Annotated in this window: 26 protein-coding genes; 15 read left to right on the forward strand and 11 right to left on the reverse strand. The window is 60.1% G+C overall.

Features of this window, described 5'->3' with window-relative positions; translation table 11 throughout:
• Positions 1-163: 163 nt before the first annotated feature.
• The 3 genes from gor to rpiA all read right to left on the reverse strand — a co-directional run bounded on the left by gor (position 164) and on the right by rpiA (position 2942).
• Positions 164-1549 (reverse strand): glutathione-disulfide reductase, encoded by a 1386-nt coding sequence (gene gor / locus ASC90_RS11355; RefSeq protein WP_056539786.1) that lies wholly within the window; start codon positions 1547-1549, stop codon positions 164-166.
• 110 nt (positions 1550-1659) lie between these two features.
• On the reverse strand, positions 1660-2226 hold the full coding sequence (locus ASC90_RS11360; RefSeq protein WP_056539789.1) for a DUF2059 domain-containing protein: 567 nt from the start codon (positions 2224-2226) through the stop codon (positions 1660-1662).
• Positions 2227-2243: 17 nt separating this feature from the next.
• Complete coding sequence (gene rpiA / locus ASC90_RS11365) at positions 2244-2942, reverse strand: ribose-5-phosphate isomerase RpiA (RefSeq protein ID WP_056539792.1); 699 nt, start codon at positions 2940-2942, stop codon at positions 2244-2246.
• 196 nt (positions 2943-3138) lie between these two features.
• On the opposite strand from rpiA, the gene ASC90_RS11370 reads away from it, so the two are divergent.
• Positions 3139-3849, forward strand: coding sequence for an HAD family hydrolase (locus ASC90_RS11370; protein ID WP_056539795.1), 711 nt, complete (start codon positions 3139-3141; stop codon positions 3847-3849).
• 56 nt (positions 3850-3905) lie between these two features.
• Here the strand turns inward: ASC90_RS11370 and ASC90_RS11375 are convergent, their stop codons facing one another.
• A complete protein-coding gene (locus ASC90_RS11375) occupies positions 3906-5774 on the reverse strand; it encodes a murein L,D-transpeptidase (protein ID WP_056539797.1) in 1869 nt (622 codons plus the stop codon).
• A 398-nt stretch (positions 5775-6172) separates the two neighbouring features.
• Between ASC90_RS11375 and fumC the strand changes: the two genes are divergently transcribed.
• Entirely contained in the window at positions 6173-7564 is a 1392-nt protein-coding gene (gene fumC, locus ASC90_RS11380; RefSeq protein ID WP_056539800.1) for a class II fumarate hydratase, read from the forward strand.
• Between the two features lie 426 nt (positions 7565-7990).
• A complete protein-coding gene (locus ASC90_RS11385; RefSeq protein WP_056539803.1) occupies positions 7991-9058 on the forward strand; it encodes a GGDEF domain-containing protein in 1068 nt (355 codons plus the stop codon).
• A 35-nt stretch (positions 9059-9093) separates the two neighbouring features.
• Here the strand turns inward: ASC90_RS11385 and ASC90_RS11390 are convergent, their stop codons facing one another.
• The 3 genes from ASC90_RS11390 to ASC90_RS11400 form a co-directional block, all read right to left on the reverse strand.
• A complete protein-coding gene (locus tag ASC90_RS11390) occupies positions 9094-9705 on the reverse strand; it encodes a pyridoxamine 5'-phosphate oxidase family protein (protein ID WP_056539806.1) in 612 nt (203 codons plus the stop codon).
• 167 nt (positions 9706-9872) lie between these two features.
• Positions 9873-11063, reverse strand: coding sequence for a low temperature requirement protein A (locus tag ASC90_RS11395; protein ID WP_056539811.1), 1191 nt, complete (start codon positions 11061-11063; stop codon positions 9873-9875).
• 26 nt (positions 11064-11089) lie between these two features.
• Positions 11090-11464 carry a DUF971 domain-containing protein gene (locus ASC90_RS11400; RefSeq protein ID WP_056539814.1) on the reverse strand — a complete coding sequence of 125 codons (375 nt, stop codon included), beginning with the start codon at positions 11462-11464 and terminating at the stop codon, positions 11090-11092.
• Between the two features lie 133 nt (positions 11465-11597).
• Here ASC90_RS11400 and moaA point away from each other — a divergent pair, with 133 nt between their 5' ends.
• The 4 genes from moaA to mobB all read left to right on the forward strand — a co-directional run bounded on the left by moaA (position 11598) and on the right by mobB (position 14874).
• The gene (moaA, locus tag ASC90_RS11405; protein ID WP_056539817.1) at positions 11598-12644 is read left to right on the forward strand and encodes a GTP 3',8-cyclase MoaA; all 1047 of its coding nucleotides are present in this window, start codon (positions 11598-11600) and stop codon (positions 12642-12644) included.
• A gap of 163 nt (positions 12645-12807) precedes the next feature.
• Positions 12808-13716 carry a DMT family transporter gene (locus tag ASC90_RS11410; RefSeq protein ID WP_056539823.1) on the forward strand — a complete coding sequence of 303 codons (909 nt, stop codon included), beginning with the start codon at positions 12808-12810 and terminating at the stop codon, positions 13714-13716.
• Between the two features lie 7 nt (positions 13717-13723).
• Positions 13724-14356 (forward strand): molybdenum cofactor guanylyltransferase MobA, encoded by a 633-nt coding sequence (gene mobA / locus ASC90_RS11415; RefSeq protein WP_056539826.1) that lies wholly within the window; start codon positions 13724-13726, stop codon positions 14354-14356.
• The gene (mobB, locus tag ASC90_RS11420; RefSeq protein ID WP_056539829.1) at positions 14356-14874 is read left to right on the forward strand and encodes a molybdopterin-guanine dinucleotide biosynthesis protein B; all 519 of its coding nucleotides are present in this window, start codon (positions 14356-14358) and stop codon (positions 14872-14874) included. The genes mobA and mobB overlap by 1 nt, the downstream gene beginning before the upstream one ends.
• A 47-nt stretch (positions 14875-14921) precedes the next feature.
• Here mobB and ASC90_RS11425 read toward each other — a convergent pair whose 3' ends face one another.
• Positions 14922-17102: an OmpA family protein gene (locus ASC90_RS11425; protein WP_056539832.1), complete on the reverse strand. Its 2181-nt coding sequence runs from the start codon at positions 17100-17102 to the stop codon at positions 14922-14924.
• 318 nt (positions 17103-17420) lie between these two features.
• On the opposite strand from ASC90_RS11425, the gene ASC90_RS11430 reads away from it, so the two are divergent.
• From ASC90_RS11430 to ASC90_RS11465, 8 genes are all read left to right on the forward strand, one after another.
• Positions 17421-18194 (forward strand): transporter substrate-binding domain-containing protein, encoded by a 774-nt coding sequence (locus ASC90_RS11430; RefSeq protein ID WP_056539834.1) that lies wholly within the window; start codon positions 17421-17423, stop codon positions 18192-18194.
• A gap of 114 nt (positions 18195-18308) precedes the next feature.
• Positions 18309-19112, forward strand: coding sequence for an ABC transporter permease (locus ASC90_RS11435; protein ID WP_056539835.1), 804 nt, complete (start codon positions 18309-18311; stop codon positions 19110-19112).
• Complete coding sequence (locus ASC90_RS11440; protein WP_056539838.1) at positions 19109-19939, forward strand: ABC transporter permease; 831 nt, start codon at positions 19109-19111, stop codon at positions 19937-19939. The genes ASC90_RS11435 and ASC90_RS11440 overlap by 4 nt, the downstream gene beginning before the upstream one ends.
• Positions 19940-20096: 157 nt before the next feature.
• Positions 20097-20363 carry an aspartate-semialdehyde dehydrogenase gene (locus ASC90_RS11445; protein WP_056539841.1) on the forward strand — a complete coding sequence of 89 codons (267 nt, stop codon included), beginning with the start codon at positions 20097-20099 and terminating at the stop codon, positions 20361-20363.
• A 206-nt stretch (positions 20364-20569) separates the two neighbouring features.
• Positions 20570-21388: a methyltransferase gene (locus ASC90_RS11450; RefSeq protein WP_056539844.1), complete on the forward strand. Its 819-nt coding sequence runs from the start codon at positions 20570-20572 to the stop codon at positions 21386-21388.
• Between the two features lie 95 nt (positions 21389-21483).
• Positions 21484-22170 (forward strand): glutathione S-transferase family protein, encoded by a 687-nt coding sequence (locus ASC90_RS11455; protein WP_056539846.1) that lies wholly within the window; start codon positions 21484-21486, stop codon positions 22168-22170.
• Positions 22167-22499 (forward strand): metalloregulator ArsR/SmtB family transcription factor, encoded by a 333-nt coding sequence (locus ASC90_RS11460; protein ID WP_056539848.1) that lies wholly within the window; start codon positions 22167-22169, stop codon positions 22497-22499. Before ASC90_RS11455 ends, ASC90_RS11460 begins: the two co-directional genes overlap by 4 nt.
• 8 nt (positions 22500-22507) lie before the next feature.
• Positions 22508-22984 carry an SRPBCC family protein gene (locus ASC90_RS11465; RefSeq protein WP_056539850.1) on the forward strand — a complete coding sequence of 159 codons (477 nt, stop codon included), beginning with the start codon at positions 22508-22510 and terminating at the stop codon, positions 22982-22984.
• Positions 22985-23004: 20 nt separating this feature from the next.
• On the opposite strand, the gene ASC90_RS11470 is transcribed toward ASC90_RS11465, so the two are convergent.
• From ASC90_RS11470 to ssuD, 3 genes are all read right to left on the reverse strand, one after another.
• Positions 23005-23829 (reverse strand): ATP-binding cassette domain-containing protein, encoded by an 825-nt coding sequence (locus tag ASC90_RS11470; protein ID WP_056539854.1) that lies wholly within the window; start codon positions 23827-23829, stop codon positions 23005-23007.
• A 10-nt stretch (positions 23830-23839) separates the two neighbouring features.
• Positions 23840-24676, reverse strand: a complete 837-nt coding sequence (locus ASC90_RS11475) for an ABC transporter permease subunit (protein WP_056539860.1) — start codon at positions 24674-24676, stop codon at positions 23840-23842.
• A 117-nt stretch (positions 24677-24793) separates the two neighbouring features.
• Positions 24794-25969, reverse strand: a complete 1176-nt coding sequence (gene ssuD, locus ASC90_RS11480; RefSeq protein WP_056539863.1) for an FMNH2-dependent alkanesulfonate monooxygenase — start codon at positions 25967-25969, stop codon at positions 24794-24796.
• Positions 25970-25993: the final 24 nt, after the last annotated feature.

Consider the following 25993-nt stretch of genomic DNA (forward strand, 5'->3'; position numbering starts at 1 on the left):
TAGCTGCGTTTGAGCCGTTTGAGGTCGACGCGACCGCATCCCGCTTCGCCAGAAATAAAGGAACTTTGTCCGGTAATTTCAAATGGAGTCGGCGAATTTAACGGTCAGGATTATAATACACTCTGTCTCTCATCAGCGTGCCATTGGCGCGCCGCGGCTTCGCTCAAATACGAACCCCGTCCCGCACACGGTAGCTCGGCGCGTACATCGTGACCAGCTCTTCGGCCGCCGTCGGATGCACGGCCATCGTGCGGTCGAAATCGTCCTTGGTACAACCGGCCTTCAACGTCACACCCAGGATCTGCGCCATTTCACCGGCATCATGACCAAGAATATGCGCGCCGACGACCTTGCGACTTGCAGCGTCGACGATCAGCTTCATGAGCATCTTCTCACTGCGGCCGGAAAGAGTGGCCTTCAGCGGTCGGAATTGGGCGCGGTAGACTTCTAGCTCCGCATAGCGCTTGCCCGCGTCCTCTTCCGTCAAACCGACCGTGCCAATCTCCGGCTGCGAGAAAACAGCGGTGGCGATCGTGTCGTGATCCGGCTTTGTCGGGTTGTTCTTGTACTCGGTCTGGATGAAGCACATCGCCTCATGGATCGCGACCGGCGTCAGCTGCACCCGATCGGTGACGTCGCCCAACGCGAAGATGTTTGCGGCAGTGGTGCGCGAATATTCGTCGACGACGATCGCCCCTCGTTCGTCAGTCTTCACCCCAGCCGCCTGAAGACCCAATCCTTCGGTATTCGGCATGCGCCCGAGCGCCAGCAATACGACACCGGCCCTCAGCGTACCGTTGTTCAGCGTCTCAACGGAAAGGTCATCACCGTTTTTCGAAACCTTCTGAAGCATGTCGTGGCAAAGGATCCGAATACCCTTGGCGACCATCGCCTCGTGAAGGCCGCGCCGCAGGTCGTGGTCGAAGCGCGAGAGGATTTCCGCGCCACGATAGATCAGCGTCGTCTCCACGCCCAGACCGTGGAAGATGTTGGCAAATTCCACCGCGATATAGCCGCCGCCGGCAATGACGATGGACTTCGGTAGTTCTTCCAGATGAAAGGCCTCGTTCGAGGAAATGCAGAGTTCGTGCCCTGGCAGCGAGGCATGCGGATTGGGCCGCCCGCCGGTCGCGATCAAGATCGTCCTGGCGGTCACCGTCTCGCCGGTCTTCACCAAACGGACGGTGTGTGCGTCAACGAGTTCCGCGCGCGTCTCCAGGATCTCGGCATTGGCGCCCGAGAGCCCCTTTTTGTAGATCGCTTCCAGGCGCGCGATCTCGCCATCCTTTGCAGCAATGAGCTTCTTCCAGTCAAACGAGGTCTCGCCGACCGACCAGCCGTATCCCGCTGCATCCTCGAAGTGCTCGTGGTATTGCGATGCATAGACGAAGAGCTTCTTGGGCACGCAGCCGCGAATCACGCAGGTGCCGCCGTATCGATATTCTTCCGCGATCGCCACCTTCTTGCCGAGGGACGCAGCAACACGGGCGGCGCGTACGCCGCCGGAACCGCCGCCAATGACGAAGAGGTCGTAATCATACGAAGACATGGATAGCTCCAGGTGGAATCTGCTGGATGGATGCGGCTGATATAGTATCGGCCGCCGCAAAAACAAAAGCCCGGACAATGCCGGGCTTTCAAATCTCTGGCGATGTCGCCTTACGGCTTCGCAGCTGGCTTGGCCGCAGGGGCAGCAGGCTTGGCCGGTTCCGCCGCCGACGTTGCCTTGATGATCTTGCTGAGCTCGGCGCTGGTCTGCTTCTGCAGATCGCGCGAAATGCCCTGTGCCCAGATGTCGGCGGCCTTCACTGTCTCGCGCGAGGCAATAGGACCATCCTTCAACAGCTTCTTGCCGACGGGCGAGTCGTAGAATGCCGCGATGGCATTGAGCTCTTCCACCGAGAACGCCTTGGCGTAAGTCAGCGCTGCCTCCTTCTCGAGGTCGGCGCGACGCGGAGCGAGCGCGAGCGCCTGCTTGTCGACCTCGGCGCTGATCGCATCCTGATAGTTGGGCGAGTCCTGGATGAGGTCGGCCTTCAACCGTTCAGCCAACCCCGGCAGGATGTTGTCGAACTGGGCGGTTGCGCCAATCGCGTTGATCGCCGCGCGTGCTGCCTTCAGCTGCTCTGGTGAAGCTTCCTGAGCCTGCGCGGCAGAGCCGAAAGCCACGGCCGAAAGAATGACGGTCGCAGCAGCAAAACGGCCAAGACCTGCAAATTTAATCATGAGTTTCAATGCTCCTGTTACCTGTTCGCCCGCAGCGTGCGCGCATCTTCCGGACCAGCAATAATCGCAAGCGCCGCCATATTTAGAAAGAGACCGTGTTCAACGACTCCGGGAATTGAATTCAGCTCGTATGAAAGCGCCTCTGCATCAGGAATGCGGCCAAAAGATGCATCGATGATGTAGTGCCCGCCGTCCGTGGTAAAATCTCCGCCACCCGACTGCCGAAGCCGGAGATCGACCTCCAACCGCAGCTTGGACGCCACTTTTTCAATCGCTATCCGTGTCGAAACGAGCCCGAAAGGATTGACTTCGATCGGTAGACCAAATGCGCCCAGCATCCGCACCAGCTTGCTCTCGTCGGCAATGACGATCATCCGCTTCGATGCTGCTGCAACGATCTTCTCGCGCAATAGCGCCCCGCCGCCTCCCTTGATGAGCCGAAGATCGTAGTCAATCTCATCGGCGCCATCGATCGTCAGATCGAGTTCCGGGAGTTCGTCCAGCGACTTCAACGGTACTCCGAGCTCGACACAAAGCCTTGCCGTGCGTTCGGAAGTCGGTACGCCCTCGACCTTGAAGCCATCCGCCACCTTCTCGGCAAGCAGTCGCACGAACTCTTCAGCAGTGCTGCCGGTTCCGATTCCGAGCCGCATCCCGCTTTCCACATGAGCGAGCGCCGCCCTGGCAGCTTTGATCTTCATTTCGCGGGCATCCATGCGCCGCTTACTCCGATTGTTACATTGGATGTGCTGTTTACACGCCTCGCTGGTTAAACGAAAGCCAAAATAGCGCAGTGATTTTCGAAATACTGGGCGAATTGCTCATCGCGCCGCGTAAGCACTCCGGACGTTGCTTTTCCGCGATGCTTCGCCTACTGCCAAAGAACCACAATCGCGAAAAGGCCGAAACTCATTGACCCCTGCCCTTGTCGTATTCGATCTCGACGGCACGCTGCTCGATACTCATGCCGATCTGGTCGAGAGCCTGAACCATACGATTGCTGCCCTCGCTCTCCAGCCCGTTACCTACGACGACCTCACACACCTGGTGGGCCACGGCGCCAAGGTGATGATCGAGCGAGCATGCACGTTGCAGGGGCACGTGCTTGCGCCGGACGCACTGCCGCAGTTGCTAGATCGCTTCATCACCCACTACACCGAGAACATGCCCGGTCACACGGCGCCGTATCCCGGCCTTGTCAATGCGATGGATGAGCTGAAGCGCCAAGGCTACAAGCTTGCTATCTGCACCAACAAGCTGGAGGGCCTGGGGCGGACTCTCCTCGAAAAACTGCAGCTGACCGGATATTTCGACGCCATCACCGGTGGCGATACCTTTGCCGTCCGCAAGCCGGACGCGTTGCACCTCATCGGCACCATCGAACGTGCACGCGGCGACATCAGCCGCACTGTGATGATCGGCGACAGCGTCAACGACATTCTGGTCGCGCGCAACGCTGGTGTGCCCTCTATCGCAGTACCCTTTGGCTATTCCGACGTGCCGGTCGAAACACTCGAACCGACGCGGGTCATCCACCACTTCAACGAACTCACGCCAACACTGGTAGACGCGCTTATCGACGACTTTGCCGCTGGTTCCGTTACCCGTGCCGCGACGAGCTAACGGCATTAAAAAGGCGGCTCGCAAGCCGCCTTTTCGTTTATTTCAGGACGTGAACTTCAAATCTGGGCGCCGCGTGTCTTCGTCGTGGCGCTGAATGCTTTTTCGACGTAGGCATCGCGCCCGTAGACATCGTCGAAATACTGCACCACGCCATCTTTGTTCGGCCACGCGGTAAAGTAGGCAACATAGACCGGAATCTTCTGCGGAACCTGCACCGCATGGTTCTTGCCGGTTGCAATCTCCTTGGCGACCTGATCCACCGACGTACCCAGTACCGCCGCAGCCATCGCGCGCGGATCGGCGAGACGGACGCAACCATGGCTGAGCGCGCGCATGTCGCGCTTGAAGAAACTCTTCGACGGCGTGTCGTGCATATAGATCGCATGGGCGTTGGGGAACAGTATCTTCAACTCGCCAAGCGCGTTGTCACCGCTCGGTGGCTGACGAACCGAAACGTTGGACGTCGAGCCGTACCAATCGACACTCGACGAGGCGACGGCTCTGCCACCGACCTCAACCTCATAGCCCATCCGATCGAGATAGTTCGGGTCGTTGCGCAGGTGCGGCAGCATCTCGTTGATGATAATCGACTGCGGCACACCCCAGAACGGGTTGAACTCGACAGTCTCGATCTGGTCCTCGAAGAAGAAGGTCTGGTGCGACGGCTGGCCCACCACCACACGCATGGACAACTGCTCTTTGTTGTCGTTGTGGTAGTAGACCATATAAGCTGGCTGATTGATGAGGACGTAGCGCGAGCCAAGATCTTCAGGCAGCCAACGCGCCTGCTCCATCGCAACGACGAGCTTCTCGATCTTCGCGCCGTTGCTGTCGCCCCCGGTCATGACCCGGACGCTCGCCTGCCCGATGACGCCATCCGGCTTCAGACCGCGTTCCTTTTGGAAGCTCTCGACAAGCGAGACGATCTCCGGCGAATACTTGCTATCGCCCGCATAAGCAGAGAGCGTCGCGGCATGCTCGGCTTTCAGCGATGCCGAGCCGTGCTTGTCGATAGCCCTGACGATATTGGCGACCTCGGGAGAGTTATCGCCGGGGCGAAGAAGACCGTCGAGTGCGATTTTGATCGGTTCCTCAGTGCCGCCTTCCGCGCGCAATTTCGCGAGTTCGGATTCGAGCGCGACAAACTGCGGACCGTCGGGCGTACGGGTTTTCAGATATGCCGCGACATCCGGGCTCATGCGAGCAAGCTTAAGCACCGGCACAAGGTTGACGTCCTTGCGCTTGAAATCGTGGTAGCCGGAGAGCTTGTTCGGATCGACACGACCGCGGACGGTGTCCTGAACATAGGCAAGCACCTTGGCCGAAAGCTCCAGCTCGAACTGGGTCAGAGCATGATCCCGGGCAGACGGGTCGGGATTGGACGGATCGACTGCTGGGACGTCGACAGTGTAGTCCGCAGGATCAAGCCCAACGGAGGCCGCATCCGCAAGCGCATCCATGGCCCCTTTGGCGCGCTCATTGACGTCCGTCCCGGTCAGCCACACGAACGGGTTCTTGATGTCGCCGTAATAGGCTTCGAGCACCTTCGCGACTTCGACCGGAGCACGAACCTTGGCTTCGATCAGGAACCGGCGCTGCACCGAGGGAGCCGCGACAGCAGTGGCCGAGGCATCGGCGACTGCTCCTGTGACGACGGGATCGGTGAACCTGCCGGTATCAACAAAGCGCATCGCATCGGGCTTGTAGGTATAGTAGGTTGGGCTCGACACCTTGGGCAGCGGCGCGTCTACCGAACGCCCAACCGCCGGCGCGGTCGGCGGATTGATAATCGTGCTCTGGGTCCGCGCACGATCGCCTCGGATCATGTCCATCAGCGTGTAGGCGTGCGCGGGCGCGACACCCATCGCCACCAGGCCGCAGGAAAGCGAAAGTGCGGAAATCGCACTTTTCAAAAGGAAAGTCATGTTTTTTCCAGTCCCAGTATCATGCTGTCTTTAATCACGGGCAGAGCCCAGCTCAAAACTCGTTTCATCCGGCGCCGGCAGGTCAAATGGCAGAAAGCTGGTGCCGCCGCTAGCCTCATCGAACTCAACCTACATCAACGCTTCGGCGCTTGCGCCAACGACCAGTTCACACAAAATTATGAAACTATTGGTTAATTTTTTACTTTATTTTTGGCGCGACACCCAGCGGACAAAAAGCCTCTGGTGGATAAAAACCCAGACGTGTCAAAAAAACAACTGATCAGAGATCGGCACCACGAATACAGGCCTCATATTTTCGGATTCAGCCGGTTTTCTTCAAGCCATTTGAGACCTATAAGACCGCACACGTCCAGACGCCAAGACAGGAAGGCATCGCCATGAGCTCCACCCGTACGGAAACGGATACTTTCGGCCCGATCGAAGTATCAAACGACAAATATTGGGGCGCGCAGGCGCAGCGCTCGCTCGGCAACTTCAAAATTGGTTGGGAGAAGCAGCCGTTGTCGATCGTTCGGGCGTTGGGAATTGTCAAGCAGGCCGCCGCACGCGCCAACATGGCGCTAGGTCAGCTTGAGCCGGCGGTCGGCAACGCAATCGTTGACGCAGCCCAGGAAGTCATCGACGGCAAGCTGGACGAACACTTCCCGCTCGTGGTCTGGCAGACCGGCTCCGGTACACAGTCGAACATGAACGCCAACGAGGTGATTTCCAACCGCGCCATCGAGATGCTGGGCGGCGTGATGGGATCGAAGAAGCCGGTCCATCCGAACGATCACGTCAACATGAGCCAGTCGTCGAACGATACCTATCCGACAGCCATGCACATCGCCTGCGCCGAACAGATCGTTCGCCACCTGCTTCCGGGCTTGAAGCACCTCCATGCCGCACTCGACATGAAGGTCACCGAGTTCAGCCATATCATCAAGATTGGCCGCACGCACACCCAGGATGCAACGCCCCTCACGCTGGGCCAGGAATTTTCAGGCTATGCGGCGCAGGTCGGCTCGGCAATCAGGCGTATCGAAATGACCCTCCCCGGCCTCTGCGAGCTGGCGCAGGGTGGTACGGCGGTCGGCACCGGCCTCAACGCGCCTGTCGGTTTTGCAGAGAAGGTCGCCGAGGAAATCGCCAGCATCACGCATCTGCCCTTCGTTACGGCGCCGAATAAATTCGAAGCGCTGGCGTCCCACGACTCGATGGTGTTCAGCCATGGGGCAATCAACGCGGCCGCAGCGGCGCTTTTCAAGATCGCCAACGACATCCGCTTCCTCGGCTCCGGCCCGCGTGCCGGCCTCGGCGAGCTCGCCCTGCCGGAAAACGAACCCGGCTCTTCGATCATGCCGGGCAAGGTCAACCCGACGCAGTGCGAAGCACTGACCCAGGTTTGCATCCATGTTTTCGGCAACAATGCCGCACTGACCTTCGCCGACAGCCAGGGCCATTTCGAACTCAACGTCTACAACCCGATGATGGCCTACAATTTCCTGCAGTCGGTTCAGCTTCTGGCGGATGCGGCCGTATCCTTCACCGACAATTGCGTCGTCGGCATCGAGGCCCGGGAAGACAACATCAAGGCGGGCCTCGAACGCTCGCTGATGCTGGTGACCGCCCTTGCTCCGACGATCGGTTACGACAGCGCCGCGAAGATCGCCAAGACCGCGCACAAGAACGGCACGACACTCAAGGAGGAAGCCTTGGCCAGCGGCCTCGTGACGATCGAGGAATACGACGCAATCGTCCGCCCCGAGATGATGATCGGCCCGAAATAGCACGGCTCTCACAACAACCCTGCGGGGGCACCGCCGCATGCAAGGCGGTGCCGTCGTACCAAATCCTGAGTTTCGCAAGCGGAAGAACAGGCTGTCTGTGCGGTGCGACCGACCGACCGCAGCGCTCGTCGCGGCTTGACATTATCGGACCGGCTCGCCTTACGCCCGGCACCGATTGTCAGGGCGCGGGCGACAATCAATTCGAAACGACTGGTGGAAATTTTTTCAGATTTCACTCGCGCGCAGAGCGTATAGAATATTGCTAAAATACAAATTTATAGATAAAAATCATGAAGATGCTTCCGTTTCCAGAAACAACCATGAATCTCACATGTAATCATTGGTATATCTAGCCTTAATCATTTCCAAACATTTGTACGCTAAGTAATAACTGACAACACTTTGGATATCATGAGGAGTAACCGGATGACGACGGCCGCAGCGCCTAGGGCGCAGGTTCCCGACGTGGCAGGTCAGATTACGTTCGCGATGCGCTCCATGGGCGTAGCGCCGATTCCCCGGAACTACGAACTCTTCTATGAAGCTTACATTGGCTCCAATCCCGCGCTCACGCGCGATCTTTCCGCTCTCGGCAGCCAGGCCAGTCAGGAAGAGCTCGATAAGCTCGGGGCACAGTATTTCACGCATAGTCCTGCCCGCGTTTTTGACGACGCACATGGGCGCATTGCAGCGGAACTTGAGACCCTGCTGCGTGTCCTGCGTCAGGAACAGACATCGCTCGAAAGCTACAACAAGCTGCTCGGCGAAACCTACAAGCGGATCAGTTCGAAAAGCAACTCCAGCGTCGACCTTCTCGAAAGTGCCATCCACCTCCTGACCGAGGCGACCGGCAACACGATGGCGCACGGCGAGAAGACGGTAGAAAATTTCGTCCAGCGGTCCAACGAAATGGCCGAGGTCCGCAAGGAACTCGACGAATACAAGCGCATCGCCAACACGGATTCGCTGACGCGCCTGTCGAACCGACGCGCCTTCGACGATCGCCTTGCCGCCGTCTTCAACGGTCAGGCGATGCGCCCCGTCACCGCACTGGTGCTGGCGGACATCGACAACTTCAAGAAGATCAATGACAGCTATGGCCATCCCGTCGGCGACAAGATCCTGGCGACAGTGGCTTCGGTGATCCGCTCGAACGTCCGGCGCGACGTTTTCGTGGCCCGCACCGGCGGTGAGGAGTTCGCGTTGATCATCGAGGGAAATACTGCCGACGAGGTCATGGGGACCGCCGAGCGCATCCGCCGGACACTCGAGTCAACGCCCTTCACCAATTCACGCACGAGAATAAATTACGGTCCGGTGACCGTTTCCGTGGGGGTCTGCATGGCGTCGTCCGCCGAAGATGCCGGTGAGTTGTACCATAAGGCTGACGTGGCGCTTTACGGCGCCAAGAATTCCGGTCGCAACTGCACAATCCTCTTTGAGGACGGCATGCAGAAGGACTTCACCAAGAGCTGGCTGATCTACAAGGGATAGATTTCCGGCCGGGTGTCCCGCCCCGGAGCAGAGCTTCACCACATGGTTTTCGCGGCACGACCTGCCCATTCTCGGTCATATGTCGCGTGATCGAAGTCGTCGGTAGCCGCCTTCAGCATCAGACCGGGTGTCGGCAGGCTGTCGGGATTCGCGAAATTCTCCGGATTCCAGAGCTCCGACCGGATCAGTGCCCTCGCGCACTGAAAGTACACTTCATCGATGCTGATCACGATGACCGTTCGCGGATGCCTGCCGTCCATCTCGAAACTGGACAGCAGCGCCTCATCGTTGGAGACCACGCCCCTGCCGTTGATGCGCATCGTCGTGTTGGAGCCGGGAATTAGAAACATCAAGGCAAGCCGCGGATCGCGAACGATGTTCGACAGTGAGTCGACGCGATTGTTGCCGCGCCAGTCCGGCATATGCAGCGTGGTCTCGTCCACAATACGCACGACCCCGCCCACATCGCCGCGCGGAGAGCAGTCGAGACCTTCGGGTCCCACGGTCGCCAAAGCGACGAACGGTGAGGCTTCGATCATCTGGCGGTAGAGCGGCGTCAGATACTTCGTGACCTTTGCCACAGATGCCTGCGTCAACCCGCCAGCGTAGATTGCCGCGAGTTCTTCTACCGTGCTGATAATTTTCATGATCGCCCTGCCGCTTTTTCGTGATGCCTCTAGTCCCGTATTGTAACGCTACAATGACATGCGCCTCGCCGGAAGGTCGAAAAGCGCGTTGCGCGGCCGCACGCATTGCCTCGACCGCCCAACCCTATGCGCAACAGAGGGCCATGCGCGCATGCTCGAGGAAAGAGTCAGTGCGCTGTCTGCTTGACCGTCCCGTCAGCAAGGGACTTGTATTCCCATGCAGCCACGACGATCAGTACCAGCGTCGCGAGAATGCCCATGACGTAAACTTCCGCAAAGGGAGCCGCGAAAGCAAGCATTATCAACAACACCAGGCCTCCAACATGCGAGAGTGGCGGCCGCCCGGTCGTGGCTCCCTTGAACCAGAGGTTCCCGGCAAGGAACAGCGCCTGTCCGCCAAGCACGGAAGCGATGACGCCGAGATTGCCGGCCTCGTGCGGGTGCGAGAACATGAATTCGACCGCGACGGCATGGACGATGATACCAGCCAGGATCGGAATGTGGGCGTAGGTGAACGCCTGTCGGGCAACGCCCCCGGGTGTGGCATCATGCTCGATCCGGTGTGCGGCACGTTCGTGGCCGAAGCGGAAATAGAGCCACCACATCGCAACCGTTCCGACGAACCCTGTAACGAAGACGACGGCTGTCAATGTCGAAAAAGGCAGCTCCGAGAACGTCCGCCCGGCGACGAGGATCGCCTCGCCCAGGCAGATGATGACGAACAGCGCGCAACGCTCGGCCATATGAGCGCCGGAAACGTCCCAATCGGCGGCCTTGGACTTACCCAGGCCCGGTACCGCAAAACCGGAAGCCGGACCGGCATATTCGATCGCCAGCGCAATGAGCCAGGCGATCAGCCGCGCCTCGTGTTCGAGAAGCCCGCCGGCAATCCAGAAAACACCCGAGACAATTAGCCAGATGCTGATGCGCACGAAGTTGCGATAGTGTGCTGCGCCGGAATGCCTGACGGCAAAGGTCATGAATAGCGACCGCCCGACCTGCATCAGCACGTAGGCACCGGCAAAGAGCAGCCCCTTGTCACCGAACGCCTCGGGGATCGAAGCCGACAGAACAAGGCCGAGCAGCATAAGTACCACCAGCATGCCTCGCACCGGCGTCTTCTCCGGGTCGAGCCAGTTCGTCACCCAGGCCGTAAAAATCCACACCCACCAGACGGCAAACGTCATCAGGCCAGCTTCGAGCGCGCCGAGCGGCGTGTAGTGTCCCGCCAGTGCATGCGACAGCTGCGATATCGAGAAAACGAAAACGAGATCGAAAAAGAGTTCTAGGAAGCTCACTCTGCTTCCGCTCGGGCTATCCTTCGCACGCAGCCAGTTCCGTTCTCTCAGTGCCGCCATGCGTTCCCCCTTATGGCAATTGTCGCTTAACGTGGTTTTTCGGGCGTGTCCCGCGACATTCCTTTTTCGCGCAACTCATCTTCGTATCCGGCAAGGAGCTCTTCGCGCTTTTCACCAAGCTCATACAGATAGGCCCACGTGAAGATGCCGGTATCGTGCATGTCGTCGAAACCGATGCGCACTGCATAATTACCCGTCGGCGTCATCGATATGATGGAAACGTCGCGCTTGCCGGGTACGGTAACCTTCTGGGCGGGCCCATGTCCCTGAACCTCGGCCGATGGCGACAGCACGCGCAGCATCTCCGCCGACAGGTCGAAACTCTGCCCGTCACCGAAGGTCACCAACAGATGTTTCCGGTCCTTCGAAACCCTAAGCTCGGTCGGCCAGATGTCGCTCATTGTCCCGTCCTTTTCAAATCAGGAGTATGCAATCGCCTATTGCGAGGCAAGGCCAATTTAACATGCTGCAACTGCGGTTTCCCTTGACGTGGCAATGGCCTATACGCACATTAGTAGCATTGCGGAGGTAGTCGTGAACAGCAACGTAGGAACGACGGGCAACGCGTCACCGCTGGTGGCGAACGCAAGGCAGATGATCGACCCGTTCCAGCGGGCGGTTACCTATCTGCGTGTGTCGGTAACCGACCGCTGCGACTTCCGCTGCACCTACTGCATGGCGGAAAACATGAATTTCCTGCCAAAGAAGGATCTGCTGACGCTGGAGGAACTGGAGCGGCTCTGTTCCGCCTTCATCGCCAAGGGTGTGCGCAAGCTCAGGCTGACCGGCGGAGAACCACTGGTGCGCAAGAACATCATGCATCTGGTGCGCGGGCTCGGCCGGCGGATCGGCTCCGGCCTCGACGAGTTGACACTGACCACCAATGGCTCGCAACTCGCTCGTTTCGCGGATGAACTCTACGACTGCGGCGTGCGGCGCATCAACGTCTCCCTCGACACCCTCGATCCGGACAAGTTCCGCCAGATCACCCGCTGGGGCGACTTCGGTAAGGTCATGGAGGGAATCGATGCTGCCCAGAAGGCCGGCCTAAAGATCAAGCTTAACGCGGTGGCGCTGAAGGGCTTCAACGATATCGAGATGCCTGACATAATCCGCTTCGCGCATGGTCGCGGCATGGACCTGACGGTCATCGAAACCATGCCGATGGGCGAAATCGAGGAAGATCGCACCGATCGTTACCTGCCTCTGTCCAAGCTGCGCGCAGATCTCGAACAGCAATTCACCTTCTCCGACATCGGATACCGCACCGGCGGCCCGGCCCGCTATGTCGAAGTCAGCGAGACCGGCGGTCGCCTCGGCTTCATCACCCCGATGACGCATAATTTCTGCGAGAGCTGCAACCGCGTCCGCCTCACCTGCACCGGCACGCTCTACATGTGCCTCGGGCAGAACGACGCAGCCGATTTGCGCTCGACCTTGCGCGCCACAGACGACGACGGACTGCTCTATGCGGCGATCGACGAGGCGATCTCGCGCAAGCCGAAAGGTCATGACTTCATCATCGACCGCACCCACAACCGCCCCGCCGTCGCACGCCATATGAGCGTCACCGGAGGGTGAGTATTTCGTGAGCTGGCGTCTCTTCCAGCAGTTTCCGCAACGGATACGGCGCGCGAGGCAATTGTGCACCGCGCAACCGAATTTTTGTCGGTGTGTCCTTCATTCGATTCCATTGACTGCGGTTCGCCTCTAAAAGGGGCCGTACGCGAATCGGAATGTCATAATGCCTCGGTCCCGCAATACCCAGGGTGCCATCTACATGAGTTCGGCCATGGCCGGATTTTCCTGCAGCGACGCCCTATCCAAGTCTGTCATCACCTACATGAACGCGGGCCAGATCATGTGCCTGCGCGGCCTCTTTACCAGCATCTTCGTCTACGCCATCGCCCGCTACATGGGTGCGCTCAGGTCGTGGAAGATCATCCTCAAGCCGATGATCATCTTGCGCGTCGTCTGCGAGATACTGGCGGCCGTCACTTACATCACCGCGCTCGGCATGATGCCGATTGCCAACGCCTCCGCCATCCTGCAGTCGCTGCCGCTGGTCGTCACCTTCGGCGCCGCGCTCTTCTTTGCGGAGCCGGTGGGCTGGAGACGCTGGTCGGCAATCCTCGTCGGACTGATCGGAGTCGTCATCATCATCCGCCCGGGTGCCGAAGGTTTCACCATCGCCGCCCTGCTCTGCGTCGCAAGCGTTCTGGTCACGGCAGGCCGCGACCTCGCGACGCGCAGCATCGACCCTGAAATCCCGTCGCTCATGATCACGGTCGTGACGGCGGTCTCCGTCACAATCTTCGGAGCGTTGCTGACGCCGTTGCTGGGCGGGTGGCGGCCGATCAGCGTTACGTCGCTTTCCCACATCGTGCTCGCGGCGAGCCTGGTGCTGGTCGGTTACCAATCGGTGATCATGGCCATGCGCACCGGGGAGATTTCCTTCGTTGCCCCGTTCCGTTATACCAGTCTGATCTTCTCGACGTTGCTCGGCTTTGCGTTCTTCGCGGAGTTCCCCGACTCGTGGACACTGTTCGGAGCCGCCATCGTCATAGCGTCCGGCCTCTATACATTCTATCGTGAGGCCAAGCGTCACGTGGCGCCGGTCGCGCAGGAGTCCGAACCGAGAACTCCCGTCTGAGGCAAGCATGAACCAATTTTCGCTGGACAGAACCAACATCGCTGGCGTTGTCCTAGCCGGGGGCCGCTCGTCGCGCATGGGGCGCGACAAGGCTTCGGTGCCGCTTGGGGATCGCACCTTGCTGCAGAGGGTGATCGAAACGCTTGCGCCACAGGTCGCAACCCTTGCCGTCAACGCCGACGCGCTTCCGGAAAACTGCGACCGGCACTTCATCCCGGATATTATTCCCGGCAAAGCAGGACCGATGGCGGGAATCCATGCAGCGATGGTCCACGGGGCGGCATTGCCCGGAGCTACCCATGTCGCGACGGTTTCGGTCGACAGCCCGTTCTTTCCCCACGATCTCGTGGACTGGCTGGCCGCAGCCGTGGACGCGCCGCAAAAGATCGCCATTGCCACCTCGGAGAGCCGCAGCCATCCCGTTTTCGGCCTCTGGCCTGTAACTCTCGCCAGCGACCTGGAAACCTGGATTGCGACCGACGAAAAGCACCGCGTGCGTGACTTCCTGTTACGGCATGACGTTACGGAAGTTTCGTTTCCGCTACGTCCCACCCGCGCAAGCCTTCTCGATCCCTTTTTTAACGTCAACACGCCCGACGACCTCGCAGAGGCCGAGCGGTGGCTGAAGGTGCTGGTCTGATGGACAAACCCAGGGTATTTGGCATCTCGGGATGGAAGAACTCTGGCAAGACCGGGCTCGCCGTTCGGCTCGTCGAGGAATTCACGCGGCGGGGCTACAGGATTTCCACGATCAAGCACGCCCATCATGATTTCGATATCGACAAGGTCGGCGCCGACAGCTACCGCCACCGTCAGGCCGGCGCGCACGAAGTGACCATCGTCTCCGGTACGCGCTACGCCATCATGCACGAGTTGCGCGGCGCGCCGGAACCGACATTCGAGGAAATCCTCGCCCGCATCGCACCGTGCGATCTCGTGCTGATCGAAGGCTACAAGCGCGAGCCGATCCCCAAAATCGAGGCGCGCCGGCTGGAGGCTGCCAACCGCGAGCCGCTCGCTCCGAGCGATCCCTTCATCGCAGCGATCGCGGCCGACCATCCGGTCCCGGCAACCACCCTGCCCGTCTTCGATCTCGACGATACGCACGCCATTGCCGATTTCATTGCCGGGATCGTCGACCTGCCCCGAAAGCAATGAAAAAGCCGCCGGTCACCCGGCGGCTTCCATCTCCGTCTGACGTCTGTTTAGTTCCTCGAAGCGACCGGTCTTACGAGCGCCGTGACGCGGCGAATGGTTACCCGACGATTCTCCTGTTCGGGACCTTGCGTGTTGACCTTAAGGTAGCGCTCGCCATAGCCCTGGGTGGCCAGGTTTTCTGGTGGAATTCCATATACATCGCTCATCACGTTCGCGACAGATTCCGCACGCTGGTCCGAGAGCACGAGGTTGCTCTGGTCGGAACCAACGGCATCCGTGTGACCTTCGATGAGGAAGGTTTCCGATGGATCCTTTTGAAGGACCTCGTTGATGGCATCGGCGACCTTGCGCAGGCTGCGCGCCTGGCTCATCGGGATCTCCGCACTGCCCGTCGCAAAGGTGATCGTATCGAGGTCGATGCGCCGCACCTTGTCGCGGATACGAGCCGAATACTTCACTTCATTCAACGAATAGACGCGTTCGACTGGCTCGACCGGTGGCTCGCGCAGGAAGTCGTAGTAGTCCCGGTCGTCATCGCTGCTCGTGTCCATGATGTAGTCGTGCAACGGAATCCGCAGACGCATCGGCGGCAGGTCGCGGCCCGGATCCTCGAAGTAGCTGCGATCCGGATCGTCGTAGAGTTCCGGCGCGTAGTAGAGCACGGACTCGCGACCGCGATTGTCGATGCGCGAACGCTGGATGATATCGCCGTAACGGTTGCGAACCGTGACGATCTGATAGCCATCGCGATCGATCGTCTCGCGGTACCGGTCGCGCGGCAGCTGCTCGTAGGTCGGCCGTTCGCCATCGCGCAGGAAGCGACGGTCGTCGTCACCGCGAACAAAAGTCTGGTTGTTGAACTGGATGATTACCCGGTTGTCGTCACCACGCTCGCCGTATCGCGCGCCATCCGGACGCTCGAACTGCGGGCGGCGGTCGAGGCGCCGACCCTGCTCGCTGGTGACTGCCTCGATCTTGACCGGTGCCGGTATGGTGCCATCCGGAGCGACCTGCGCGTCCGCGTCGGATTTCGGAACGCGTATATTCCGCTCCTGTCCACGCTGCTTGTCGCGGTCGCGACGTGACTGCACGCCGCCCGAGCGGTCCGCATCCTTGTCGCTGTCGAGAACGGCCGCACCATTTTCGACCGGCAGGACGACGGTTTCGGTGCTCTTGCTCGGGTCGGCAGCAATTTCCTTGCGCCGTTCCAGTTCCTTGGGCGTTACCTTTTCAGGCGCAGGAATCGGCTGTTGGACCTGACCTGCCTGTTCGGCTGAGCCGTTCGGCTGAGCGGGCACCTGCTCGCCCTGCTGCTGGGCTGGAGCCTCTCCGCTCTGCTGGGCAGGCTCTTCTCCGGCAGACGGTTTCTGGGCGGCGTTGGGCTGCTCGGGAACCGGGGGCGTTTCAGGCGCGCTCGCCTCCTGGGGCTTCGTAGCCTTTTCCGGTGTCGGAGAAGCTTCGGGAACCGGTGCTTGCTCCGCTGTAGGCTTCTGCACTTCGGGTTCCTGCGCGCCGTCCACCGGCTTTTTGCGCGGCTTCACCGGTTGCTCGGAGCCTTCGGCGGCCTGCTGGTCATGCTTGCGCGGACGCTGCTGGCCCTCGCCCTCCGGCTTCACGCCCTCCTGCAGTGGCGCGGCCTGATCAGCCTGCTGCGGAGCGGCCTCCTGCTGTTGCTTATCGCGCTTGCTGTGTCGCGGCTTCTGCTCCACGGGCTGTTCCTGCGCCGGCGCTACCTGCTCCTGCTGCGGTGCGGCGGGTTCCGCCTGAGGGGCGGTTTCCGCGGCCGGCTGTTCCTGTCGCTGCTTGCGCGGCTTTTCAACGGGAGCGCTCTCCTGCTGCACCGGTTGCTCAGGCGCCGGCTCACGCTGCTTGCGCGGCTTCTCAGCAGGAGGCTCTTCCTGCTGTACCGGCTGTTCAGCGACCGGTTCGCGCTTGCGCGGCTTTTCGGCTGGGGCTTCCTGCTGGGCAGGCTGCTCCTGCGCGGCAGGAGCCTGCTCCGGTGCCGGCGCTTGCTCGCCTTCCGCCGGCTGCTTGTCGCGCTGTTTCAAAAGCTCTTCATCGGACGGCGCGTCCTGAGCCACCTCGAAACTGCCTGAGACCGCCTGCGGAACAGTCCGAACCTGATCAACGCTTGTGACCGCGGCAAACGCATGTACCGGCGGTACCACGAGCGACAGGGACAGCAGCGGAAAGGTGGCACTGGCAAACAATCTGGATTTCATTCCCATAAGGGCTCCTCATCGGTTATTTCTTCTAGACGCTTCATCCAGCGTCGCTTTTTGGTGCGCTCGTTCGCGTCGGCAAACAGCGCAAGGCGGAATTTGTTCCGCAGGTTTTAGGAACTGGACCATTAACCCGGTATGAATGTGGCAGTGTGGGAAAGTTCATGTTGGCCACATTTGGCGCACCGCATCCCCTGCGATTCCAGTTGCAATTCGCGAAAAAAAGGTTTGATTATCCCATCAAGGCGGTGCAGATACCGCCCATACCCGGCCGCCGCCGCAAAACAAAAACACGAACGGCGGTCACCAACAGAGAGGACTAACATGCGCATTTCCACCCGTATTCTTGCCGCAGCCTCCGTCGCCGCGATGTCTCTTTTCGCTGGCGCGGCAATGGCCGATGGCGAGAAATATGTAATCGGTACGGACTCGACCTACCCTCCCTTCGAATATGTTGACGCCAGTGGCCAGTTCCTCGGCTTCGACATGGACATCGCACGCGCACTCTGCGCCGAGATGAAGGCCGATTGCACCATCGTCAGTAGCGATTGGGACGGCATCATCCCCGGTCTCAACGCCAAGAAGTTCGACATGATCATTTCGTCCATGTCGATCACGCCGGAGCGTTCCAAGCTCGTCGACTTCACCAACAAATACTACAACACCCCGCCGGCAGTCGCCGTGCCGAAGGATTCGACGATCACCGACATCGCTGGCCTCAAGGGCAAGACGATCGGTGCGCAGACGTCCACGACGCACTCCAACTACGCTGAAAAGCACCTGCCCGACACAGAGCTGAAACTCTATCCCACCGCCGACGAGTACAAGCTCGACATCTCGAACGGCCGCGTCGACGCCGTAATCGACGACGTCGTGGTCCTGTCGCAGTGGGTCAAGTCGGATGCCGGCGCTTGCTGCAAGATCCTGCAGACGCTGCCTGTCGACAAGGAAATCAACGGTGTAGGCGCCGGTATTGCAGTTCGCCAGGGCGATCCGCTTCGCGAAAAGCTGAACACGGCAATCGCCGCCATCCGTGCAGACGGAACCTACAAGAAGATCCAGGACAAGTACTTCGACTTCAACGTTTACGGCGAATGATAATTTCTGTAGTTCGCTGATCAAGGCGATGGCGGAAGGCTTGCCCTTCCGCCATTTTTGTTTGACAAAGATGCTAAGGTTGAAGCGGTAGAAAACCGCGAGGGGAAAAGTGGTATGGGCGGATTATTTTCCGCGCTGGGTTCGCTATGGACCTGGATAGGTTATGTTTTCGATCCGCTCTGCGGACCTGCAGGACTTTTCACCTGGTTCGCCCCATCGACGATCCTTGCCTGTGGCGACACCGGCTGGGGCGACGAGATTGCATCCGGCCTGAAGGTCACCGTCGCGGTCGCCCTGCTTACGCTCCCTATTGGCCTAGTCATCGGGTTTTTGGTCGCCCTCGGCCAGCAATCCGAGGAAAAATCGGTGCGTCTTGCGGCCGGTATCTACACCACGATCTTTCGCGGCTTACCGGAACTGCTGACACTCTTCATCATCTACTATGGCATGCAGATCCTCATTCAGACGCTGCTGGCTTATGCAGGCTACGATGGCCGCGTCGAGATCAATGCCTTCTTTGCGGGTATGATCGCGCTTTCGGTCGTTTTCTCGTCCTATTGCTCTGAGGTGCTGCTGTCGGCCTTCCGCGCCATCCCCAAGGGCCAATACGAGGCAGGCGATGCGCTTGGCTTCCATCGTGGCCGCACCATGATCCTGATCATCCTTCCACAGCTCGTTCGCATTGCTCTTCCGGGCCTCGCGAACCTGTGGATGATTTTGCTCAAGGACACATCCTATGTGTCGATCATTGGCCTCGCCGATATCCTGCGTCAGACCGGTGTTGCGGTTAAGGTGACGAAAGAAGCCTTCCTCTTCTACACTGTCGCCTGCGGCCTCTATCTTGCGCTCGCCATCATCTCATCGTTTGGCCTTAGCTATGTCGAGCGTTGGGCCAAGCGCTCGGAGGTCCGGCGATGAGCCATTCCGAAGTCCTTATCCCGCCGCAGCCTGCCCCCAAGGCCAGTGATAGGCCGCTCACCGGCGCTCGCGTTGCCGGCTACATCACCGTCGGCCTGTGGATCGCTCTCGCCGCAGCACTGATCGCAATGGTCGTCAGCGGCTGGGACCCTGAGAAATTCACGCGCTACGGGCCGCGCTACATCCACGGCCTGTTAACGACGATCACCCTCGTTGCCATATCGGTCGTCTTCGGCGCAATTCTGTCGCTGCCGCTGGCTTTCGCCCGGATGTCCAGCAACCGGTTCCTAAACGGATTGGCGTACTGCTACGTCTACGTCTTCCGCGGCACGCCGCTCCTCGCACAGCTGTTCCTTATTTACTATGGCCTTGGCAGTTTCAGGCCGCAACTCGAGGCGGTTGGCCTCTGGTGGTTCTTCCGCGAGGCCTGGTTTTGTGGCCTCTTCGCGATGACCATCAACACGGCTGCATACCAAGCTGAAATTCTGCGCGGCGCGATCCAGAGCGTCCCGCGCGGCCAACATGAAGCTGCTGCTTCTCTCGGCCTTCACACGTTCATTGCGTTTCGCAAGATCATCCTGCCGCAGGCGCTGATTGTCGCACTGCGCCCATACGGCAATGAAATAATCCTACTCATCAAAGGTTCGGCGGTCGTCGCAATCATCACCGTTCTCGACCTGATGGGTGAGACCCGCTACGCGTTTTCGCGAACATTCGATTACCAGACCTACCTTTGGGCGGCGATCTTATATCTCAGCATGGTCGAAGCGCTGCGACATCTCTGGAATTGGATCGAAGGGCGACTGACGCGCCACCTGAAGCGCTGAGATCTGGCAGCACTCGTGGAGACACGCTGCTAAGCGATTGAATTTAAAAACCAAACAGACTTGTTACTGGCAATTCGTCAAGCTTCGGTTAAGCATATCGTGGTTCCATTTCACATGGCGCTAATAAACGCCGATTGGAACGAAAAGCGAGACGAACATGCACAAGGACATGGAAAGACAGCTTCAGGGCTATGGCCTGACGACGGCCCAGATCATCTACCGGATGCCGGATCACAAGGCGATCCTTCAGACCTACCTCTGGCAGGACTACGACCTCGCGCCGGATTTTCCGGAGATGCACAACTTCCTGAAGTTCTGGCAGGAAAAACTGGACGGCCCCCTGCATTCGGTGCGCTATATTCATCGCAAGCTGATCTCGGCAACCGAGTGGCGCGCGCTGAAGGGTGAATTCATCATCCACTGACAACCCACCGGACAGGTCAGGCATGCGCTTCCCCAACAGCAGAACGCCACGCTGCAGCCTGGGCGTCGAGAGGAACATGGATGCAGCGCTGCTGAAACGGCCACCGCCAGCTCGAAGTCCCGTCGACCGCGCCGCCGACGTCGCCATTGCAAAACGCATCCAGTGCCCTTAGAGGCTGCGCAAGAGATAAACGGTGGTGAATTGCTATGGCCAAGAAGATCGACGAAGACGCACTCGCGGAAGCCTATAACCGCGCCCTCGCGCTGGAGAAGGCGGGCGACATCGACGCGGCCGTCCGGGCCTATGAGGAAGTCCTGGCCATCGATCCCGAGGATCACGGTGGCGCGGCTGTCCGCATCGCGGCCATGGGGCGCGGCGAGATCCCGGCCAAGGCACCGGATGCCTATGTTGAAACCCTGTTCGACCAGCATGCGGAAGTCTTCGAGGATGTTCTTGTCGAGCAGCTTGGCTACCATGTGCCTATGCTGGTGCGGCAACGCCTGCAGGAGTTGAAGCTCGGCCCGTTCAAGCGCATGCTCGACCTTGGTTGCGGCACCGGACTGACCGGCGGCACACTGCGCGACCTGTGCGAGGACATGACCGGTATAGACTTGTCGGAGAACATGGTCGAGATCGCCCACGAGAAGGATCTATACGAGACCTTGTTCGTCGCCGAGGTCGAGGATTTCCTGGATGACAATGACGAGGATCCCTTCGACCTCATCACCGCAACGGATGTCCTACCCTATCTCGGCGCGCTCGAGCCGCTGTTCTTCGGTGCCGCCGAGAACCTGAACCAGGGCGGCCTCCTTATCTTCTCGTCCGAAACCCTCCCGGAGACCACCCTCGAAGGCCGGCCGTATATGGTCGGTCCCCGCCAGCGTTTCGCCCACTCCGAAGCCTATGTGCGCGAACGACTGGCTGCCACAGGATTCGTGCTGGTCGAGGTCACCGACATCAATGTCCGCATGGAAGACGGCCAGCCGACACCCGGGCACTTGGTGATTGCACGCCTGGCGCAATAGTTAGCCAAATGGCAAACTATCTACTTGCCAGTAGAGCGTCGCGTTGATACTTAGCCATTCAGATAAGTGTCTGAATGGCTCGAAAGGTGATTGGCATGACGCTCGTCCTACACCAGCATCCGCTTGCCTCCTTCTGTCACAAGGTTCTGATTGCACTTTACGAGAACGATACACCGTTCGAGGCGGTGCTCGTCAACCTTGGCGACGAAGCGTCGCGAGCAGCCTTTCTGCGTATCTCGCCGCTCGGCAAGATGCCCGCACTGCGCGACGAGGCACGCAACCGAACCGTGCTGGAAACGTCGATCATCGTTGAATATATCGACCGCTACCACGCGGGTTCCGTCCGCTTTGTCCCGGAAGATTTCGATCACGCCCTGGAGGTCCGGCTTTGGGATCGATTCTTCGATCTCTATGTTCAGGAACCGATGCAGCAGATCGTTGGAGAGCGCCTGCGCCCGAATGGCGACCAGAACCGCGCGGACGATGCCAGGGGTGCACTGATAAGGGCCTACGGCGTGATCGATCAGCAACTCGGCGACCACATCTGGATCACCGGCGACAGCTTCACCTTGGCCGATTGCGCCGCTGCGCCGGCCCTCTTCTATGCCGAAACACTCGTCCCGTTCGCAGACGACCTACCCAGGCTCGAGGCCTACTACCAGCGCCTGCTGGAACGCCCGTCCTTTGCCAGGGTCCTGCGGGAAGCCATGCCCTATTTCAAGCTGTACCCTTATCGCGAGAATCTCCCTGCCCGCTTCAGGCCGCATGAAAACGCGCAATGACGCAAGAACCCGGCGCCCTTGACCGAATGTTTCATGCGCTCTCCGATCGTAGCCGCCGCGGCATGGTCGATCGCCTCGGCCGTGGACCGGCTTCTGTTTCGGAACTCGCGGAACCGCTTTCCATGGCCCTGCCGACCGTGATGAAACACCTTGGCGTCCTCGAGGAAAGCGGCATCGTTCTCTCGGTGAAGACCGGCCGGGTACGGACCTACAGCCTACAGCGGGAATCGTTTGCCGATGTGGAACGATGGCTTGCGGAGCGCAGGTCAAACTGGAACGGGACCTTCGACCGGCTGGACCGGTTTCTGGCGGAAGAGCAGTCAAAGTGAGGAGCGAAATGACCGGTACGTCCGCAGAACATGCAACGCTCACAATCGAGCGCAACCTGAAGGCGCCGGCAGCACGGGTCTTCGCCGCCTGGGCCGATCCCACCGCAAAACGGCAATGGTTTGCCTGCCATGATGAGTGGGTGCCTTTGGAGTACAGTCTCGACTTCCGCGTCGGTGGGGCGGAGCGAAACCATGTCGCCGACACCGACGGCGTGTTGCACGCCTACGAGGCGCGGTACATCGATATCGTTCCAGGCGCACGCATCATCTACGCCTACGACATGAAGCTCGGCGAAACCCGCATCTCCGCGTCACTCACAACGGTGACGTTCGAGACAATCGCCACCGGCACCAGGATGCTCTTCGTAGAACAGGTCGCGTTCCTCGACGGCTATGCTGATAACGGTTCCCGCCTGCAGGGAACGCAGATTCTGGTTGATCGCATCCAGGCTTTTGTCGAACGCGAAGGCAGCATTTTTCACTGACTCTGGCGCATCTGCCGGGATCAGCTTGCGCCGTCGGTCCCGAGAATGGATGCAAGCAACCGTCCTTCGAGTTCCGCCAGTGCCGGATTGCCGTGCCGTCGGGGATGCGGATAGGGAATTGCGAGATCAAGCGCCACACGCCCCTCGTCCAGGACGATCACGCGGTCGGCAAGATGAACCGCCTCGCTGACGTCATGCGTCACCAGAACCGCCGTGAAGCCAAGCTCCCGCCAGACCCTGTGGAGCAGTTCCTGCATGCTGATCCGCGTCAATGCATCCAGCGCACCGAGCGGCTCGTCGAGCGCCAGAACGCCAGGCTTGCTGACCAATGCCCGCGCGAGTGCGACCCGCTGCCGCTGGCCGCCGGACAGTTGCGCCGGCCACTGCCCCGCCTTCTCGGCAAGCTGCACTTCCGACAGCACCGCATCGGCCTCGGCACGGGCAACACGTGTGTCGACCTTGTCTCCCAGGCCGACCACCACATTATCGGCGACGCTCAACCACGGCAGCAGGCGCGGCTCCTGGAAGACGATACGGGCATTCGCCTCGGCTTCGCCGCCGTCGGCATTCTCGAAGTACAATTCGCCGGCCGTCGGCTCATCGAGTCCCATCAGGATGCGCAGCAGCGTGCTCTTGCCGCAGCCGCTCTTGCCGATGACGGCAACGAACTGGCCGGCAGGAATGTGCAGGTTGATGCCCCGCAGCACGCGATTGCCGCCAAAGCTCTTTTCCAGCCCCTTCAGCGTGATCGCAGCCGCCCCGCCGCCCGCTGCGGGGACATGGTCGATCTCATATTCCTGCTCGTTCACGGTGCCTTGAAAACGCTCATGCGCGATGAGGGTCATGGCGTCTCTCCTACTTCTGGTAAACCGGATTCCATTTGAGCGCCCGGCGTTCGAATGCCCGGGCAACGACATCGGCAAGCTTGCCGAGCACGGCGTAAATCACCAGCGCCAGGACTACGACGTCCGTCATCATGAACTCGCGGGCGTTGTTGGCCATATGCCCGATGCCCGAGGACGCGGCGATCGATTCGGAGACGATCAGCGTCAGCCACATGATGCCGAGAGCATAGCGCAATCCGACAAAGATCGATGGCAGAGCGCCGGGGAAAATCACCTTCCGGAACAGCGTCCAGCTGCCCATGCCATAGACGCGGCCCATCTCGATCAAATCGCGATCGACGTTGCGGACGCCATGATAGGTGTTCAGATAGACGGGAAAGAGCACGCCGAGCGAGGTCAGGAACAGCTTCGATTCTTCGCCGATCCCGAACCACAGGATGACCAGCGGGATCATGGCGAGATGCGGAATTGTGCGCATCATCTGCAATGTCGTATCCGTCAGCTGCTCGGAGACCTTGGAGACCCCGTTGGCGATCCCGAGGAGGAAACCGATCGAACCGCCGACCAGCAGGCCACCGAAAGCCCGCGCTGCGCTGACCAGAATGTCGTGCGGCAGTTGACCGGTGACAGTCGTCGACCAGAAGGCAGCGGCGACGTCGACCGGCGACGGCATGATCCGGGAGGAAATCCAACCGGCCGACGACGCCAGTTGCCAGGCGGCGATGATCGCGACAGGGACAAGATAAGGGAAAAACCTGTCGCGTCCCGGAAGCGAAATCCGCGGTCTCGCCCCACCTTCCCCGCGCTCGGTCAGCGCCCGGACGATCGGCGTATCGAATGTCGACATGAAGACTTTCCTCGCTTCTGCAACGTGCCGGATGTCGCTGGAGACCCACGGCAAGGCTGTGCGTAAGTTTGAGCATCGCTGCGCCGCCCAGATGGAAGGACGGCGCAACAGGATGGATCAGGAACCGGAAACAACTTTCAGGTTTCCGCCATGGCTGCCGCCGCCGAATACCTGGTGTTTGCCGAAATCGCTCTGGAAGCCGTGGCGCTGTTCGTCGCGGGTTATCCCCAGTTCCGGGAACAGCAACTCTGCAACGCGATAGGCTTCCTCAAGGTGCGGGTAGCCGGAGCCGATCACAGTATCTATTCCGACGTCCTGGTATTCGCGCAGCCGCGCTGCCACGGTCTGCGGCGAACCGACGAGAGCCGTGCCGGCACCGGCGCGAACCAGGCCTACGCCGGCCCAGAGGTTCGGTGACACTTCCAGACTATCTCGACGACCGCCATGAAGCGCCGCCATGCGCTTCTGGCCGACCGAATCCGACTCGTTGACGAAGCGTTCCTGCGCCTCGCGTATGGTGTCGTCGTCGAGTTTGGATATCAGCCGGTCAGCCGCGGCCCATGCCTCTTCGTCCGTCTCGCGAACGATGAAGTGCAGACGGATCCCGAAGCTGACCTCGCGCCCTTTGTTTGCGGCAGCAGCGCGCACCTTTTGCACCTTTTCGGCAACCTGTGCCGGCGGCTCGCCCCAGGTCAGATACTTGTCGACGCGACCAACCGAGAAATCGATACCGGCATCCGAGGAACCGCCGAAATAGAGCGGTGGTCGCGGGTTTTGCACGGATGGGAAGCCGAGACGCGCGTTGGTGGCCTTGATGTACTTGCCGTCGTAGCTCGCCACGCCCTTTTCGAGCAGCTCTTCGAAAACGGTGAAGAATTCGTCGGCATGAGCGTAGCGTTCGTCATGCGCCAGATGAATACCATCGCCGGCGAGCTCCGCAGGACTACCGCCGACAACGATATTGAGCAGCAGGCGTCCGTTGGAAATACGGTCCAGCGTCGTCGCAAGGCGCGCGTAGTAGGCCGGCGATGCCGTACCGGGACGGATAGCGACGAGGAACTGCAGCTTCTCTGTCTTCGCGGCGAGCGCAGCTGCCGTGACGAAGGACTCTTCGCAAGCAACACCGGTCGGCAGCAGCACGCCGGAATAACCCAGACGGTCGGCGGCCTGTGCGATCTGGGTGAGATAGCCGATCTCGGGTGCACGGTTGAGTTCATTGGAACCGAGATAAGCACCATCACCCGAAGTCGGGATGAACCAGAGGAAGTTGATGGGGTCGTGGGTGGCGGTCATGGGGAACGAACCTTGTTGTCTGGA

Source organism: Rhizobium sp. Root1220 (assembly GCF_001426265.1).
Taxonomy (GTDB): Bacteria; Pseudomonadota; Alphaproteobacteria; order Rhizobiales; family Rhizobiaceae; genus Rhizobium.